The organism is Terriglobia bacterium (assembly GCA_036496425.1).
Lineage (GTDB): Bacteria > Acidobacteriota > Terriglobia > 20CM-2-55-15 > 20CM-2-55-15 > 20CM-2-55-15.
Genome location: DASXLG010000272.1, coordinates 1 through 3,764, shown reverse-complemented (window position 1 = coordinate 3,764; position 3,764 = coordinate 1). Strand labels below are relative to the sequence as shown.

The following is a 3,764-nucleotide window of genomic DNA, read 5'->3' as shown; positions in this document are numbered from 1 at the left end:
CGCAGGTCATAAAGTTTCAGAATGAGATCGGCGTCTTCATGTTTTGACATTGATATTTTTCTTCTCCTCTTTCCAGATTCAGTCTGGTGTGACGGGCGCCTTCGAGTCAACGACGAATCTTCAGGACCAGCGTGTCCGTTCCCTGCTTCATCGCTATAACCACAAATTTCGATCGAGCGTTCGGTATTGCACCGCTTCCGATAAATGTTTCGATTCGAGATCCTCCGCTCCCGCGAGATCGGCCACGGTACGGGCGACTTTGAGAATTCTGTCGTAACCGCGAGCCGAAAAACCGAGTTTGGTTACCGCATTTTCCATGATGCGTTCGCATTCCGCGCTCAGCACGCAATACTTCCGGATGTGCCGCGGACCCATCTGCGCATTGCAGTAGATATGTTCATCGAAGAACCGGCGGAGTTGGGAATTGCGCGCCGCGATGACGCGGTGCCGGATCATCTCAGACGATTCCGCCGCTCGGCCGCCCGCGAGGTCTTTGTAGGGAACAGCCGGAACATCGACCTGGATATCGATGCGGTCCATCAAAGGACCCGAGATCTTCGACATATAGCGTTGGATTTGAGGCGGGGTGCAGAAGCATTCGCGCCGGAAATCGTTTGCGAAGCCGCATGGACAGGGATTCATTGCCGCGATGAGCACGAATGATGCTGGAAAAGTCAGCGTCATTTGCGCCCGGGCGATCGTCACGCGCCGCTCTTCCAGCGGCTGCCGGAGAACCTCGAGAACGTTTCGGGGGAACTCCGGCAATTCGTCCAGAAACAGAATTCCGTGGTGTGCCATGCTCACTTCGCCCGGCCTTGGAATGGATCCGCCACCGACCAGACCGGCGTCTGAAATCGTGTGGTGGGGCGAGCGGAATGGCCGTGTCATGATCATCCCGCTCTCGGACGGCAGCAGACCCGATACGGAGTGGATTCGCGTTGTCTCCAGGCTCTCCTCGAAGCTCATGGGTGGCAGGATCGTCGGGATTCGCTTCGCGAGCATTGTCTTTCCCGCTCCCGGAGGTCCCACCAGAAGCATGTTGTGGCCTCCTGCCATTGCAACCTCGATCGCGCGTTTCGTGTGATATTGGCCGCGCACGTCGCGAAAATCTTCCAGGCGGCGGTGCGTCTCCGGTGTTTCGACACAGTGTTCGGGGCGCACCGGATCGATCGTGCGGGTGCCGTTGATGAAGTCCACCACCTCCGTCAAGGTGCGAACGGGATACACCGCGACGCCTTCGACAACAGCCGCTTCGCGCGCATTGCCGAGAGGAACCAGCAAGTGCGGAATCTTGCGGTCGCGGGCAAGCATTGCAATCGATAGAACGCCCTTCACCGGACGGAGTTTGCCGTCCAGGGACAGTTCCCCGACCATCAGATAATCGGAGACATCCTGTTTGGCCAGCAATCCGTATCCACCCAGAATGCCGACGGCCATCGGGAGATCGAAAGCCGAGCCCTCCTTCTTCACGTCGGCGGGTCCGAGATTAATGACGATGCGCTGGTAGGGCGCTCCGTATCCGCTATTGCGGATCGCAGGTATGATGCGATTTCGGGATTCCCGAACCGCCGTATCCGGAAGGCCGACAATGACGACATTGCCGTTTCCCCCGGTACTTAGATTGACTTCAACGTCGACAAGGTACGCTTCGATTCCGTATACAGCAGCACTCCGTGTTTTGAAAAGCATCTGGATTGTGGTGGGATATGGGGCGGGGCAGGACTTACTCTAGTGACGGGACTCGCGCAGTGCAACACGAAAGTTTTCAAATGAGACATCTCGGCATTGCCCTGGCGCTTTTTCGCTTTTACCTGCGCCTCATTCCTCGAGACTGGTACCGTGCCTGGCCTTTTCTTCCGGTGCCGCCGCGGCAATATCTCCGTTGGAGGCTTCGGACGGCCTACGGCAAGCACCGGCCTCCCTTTCGCGATGTGCTCCGGGACGTATGGCAATACGGAGACTGGCTTCGGAGCTTTGGCGGTAGTTAAGACCATTGGATCATGCAATTTGAATTAGGTTTTATGGAGACGCCTCTTCCCGCCAAGCACGCCGTAGCGGTCCTGGTGCTTCAGGAGGATCGTATTCTTGCTGTTCGCCGTCCGGACGATGACGATGAGCTACCCGGAATCTGGGGTTTGCCGGCCGGCACATGCCGTGGATCAGAAACCATTGAAGATGTCATTCGACGCGTCGGGCGGGACAAGCTTGGCGTGATTCTCCATCCTGTGCGCCGGCTCGAGTCGGGGTTCCAGGTGCGACCCAGCTATAGGCTGAATATGGAACTCTGGGAGGCCACGATGGACGGTACTCCTTCCCGCTCGCAGTGGCAGTGGGCCGGACTGGATTTATTGCAGCCGGGCGTAGCGAAAGGATCGCTGTGTTGTGCGCTGGCCATACAAAACAAAGGCCGCGTCACCTAAGCGTAAATATTTCTTAATTTTCCCAACGGAGGAGCAGGCTGCCCCAGGTAAAACCTGCCCCGAAACTTGCCAAAAGAAGCAGATCTCCCCTGGCAACCTTTTTGGATTCAACAGCTTCTGAGAGACAGATAGGGATTGTACCTGCCGTGGTATTGGCATACCGGTCGATGTTGATGGCGACCTGGGACGGGGCCAGGCCCATTTTTTCAACTGCGGCGTTGATGATTCGGAGGTTCGCCTGGTGGGGAATGTAGAGTTTTAGATCTGTTGCACTTAAGCCATGCTTGGAGAGGATCTCGTGTGAGATCTCGGCCATGCCGCGGACGGCAAATTTGAATACGTTACGGCCGTCCTGATGGACGTAGTGCATTCTTTTCTCAACGGTTTCCGAGCTGGATGGATTGAGGCTGCCGCCGCCCGGCATATAGAGGAACTGGCCTCCGGAACCATCGCTGCGCAACATAAAGTCGATGATGCCGGTTTCGCCCTCCGCGGCGGGCTCCAGTAGCACCGCTCCGGCGCCATCTCCGAACAGAACACAGGTTGCGCGATCCTTAAAATCGATGATCGACGTCATGACGTCGGCGCCGATCACCAATACCTTTTTGTGTACGCCGGAGCCGATAAACTGCGCACCGGTCGCCAAGGCGTATAGAAAGCCCGAACAGGCGCCTGATAAATCGAAAGCCCATGCCCGCTTGGCGCCGATCTTGTTCTGGACGAGGCAGGCGCTCGACGGAAAGAACATATCGGGCGTGACCGTAGCGACGATGATCAGATCCAATTCCGAGGCAGCGATGCCACGGGTTTCCAGTAAACGGCGGGCGGCCGCAGCCGCGAGATCACTGGTCGCCTGGCCTTTGGCTACGACGCGGCGTTCATGAATTCCCGTCCGTTCGAAGATCCATTCGTCCGACGTATCCACTATTTTTTCGAGTTCTTTGTTGCTGACTCGGCGCTCCGGCAGGTAATGGCCAACAGCGGTTATTTTTGCGCGGCAGATGCTCAATAATCTTTCCTTTCCTTCCTTCGAACCGGCGAACTTAGCACAGTTTAAATGGTTTCGCGCTACAATAAACTTGCATGGCATACGATCCTAAGAAAGCTAATCCAACCTTGATCATTCCCGAGGCTCCGGGGAAAATCACCCGCAAGAAAAAGAAGCCCAAGGAGATCGCCGTCGTCATTCCCGACAACTGCACCGGCTGCGAGGCGTGCGTCAGCTTTTGCCCGGTGGACTGTATCGAACACACGCCGCGCGATACATCGGACGGCGTGAATGTCGTCATCCCGAACGTTCAAGTTCGATTCGATGAATGCATCGGCTGCAAAATCTGTGTCAAC

4 protein-coding genes are annotated in these 3,764 nt (G+C 56.6%); 2 read left to right on the top strand and 2 right to left on the bottom strand.

The window, feature by feature from the left end:
* Positions 1-153 precede the first annotated feature (153 nt).
* On the bottom strand, positions 154-1,689 hold the full coding sequence (locus VGK48_19845; protein HEY2383434.1) for a YifB family Mg chelatase-like AAA ATPase: 1,536 nt from the start codon (positions 1,687-1,689) through the stop codon (positions 154-156).
* Positions 1,690-2,000: 311 nt separating this feature from the next.
* Between VGK48_19845 and VGK48_19840 the strand changes: the two genes are divergently transcribed.
* Positions 2,001-2,420 carry an NUDIX domain-containing protein gene (locus VGK48_19840; GenBank protein ID HEY2383433.1) on the top strand — a complete coding sequence of 140 codons (420 nt, stop codon included), beginning with the start codon at positions 2,001-2,003 and terminating at the stop codon, positions 2,418-2,420.
* Positions 2,421-2,433: 13 nt separating this feature from the next.
* On the opposite strand, the gene VGK48_19835 is transcribed toward VGK48_19840, so the two are convergent.
* Positions 2,434-3,510 carry a beta-ketoacyl-ACP synthase III gene (locus tag VGK48_19835; GenBank protein ID HEY2383432.1) on the bottom strand — a complete coding sequence of 359 codons (1,077 nt, stop codon included), beginning with the start codon at positions 3,508-3,510 and terminating at the stop codon, positions 2,434-2,436.
* Here VGK48_19835 and VGK48_19830 point away from each other — a divergent pair.
* The coding region (locus tag VGK48_19830) for a 4Fe-4S dicluster domain-containing protein (GenBank protein HEY2383431.1) at positions 3,504-3,764 on the top strand (261 nt) is incomplete at its 3' end. The two genes, VGK48_19835 and VGK48_19830, sit on opposite strands and share 7 nt — an antisense overlap.

Bases quoted from the DNA above. Each gene is read 5' to 3' on its own strand.
- VGK48_19840 (HEY2383433.1), top strand. From the start codon at position 2,001: ATGCAATTTGAATTAGGTTTTATGGAGACGCCTCTTCCCGCCAAGCAC.
- VGK48_19845 (HEY2383434.1), bottom strand. From the start codon at position 1,689: ATGCTTTTCAAAACACGGAGTGCTGCTGTATACGGAATCGAAGCGTAC.
- VGK48_19835 (HEY2383432.1), bottom strand. From the start codon at position 3,510: ATGCCATGCAAGTTTATTGTAGCGCGAAACCATTTAAACTGTGCTAAG.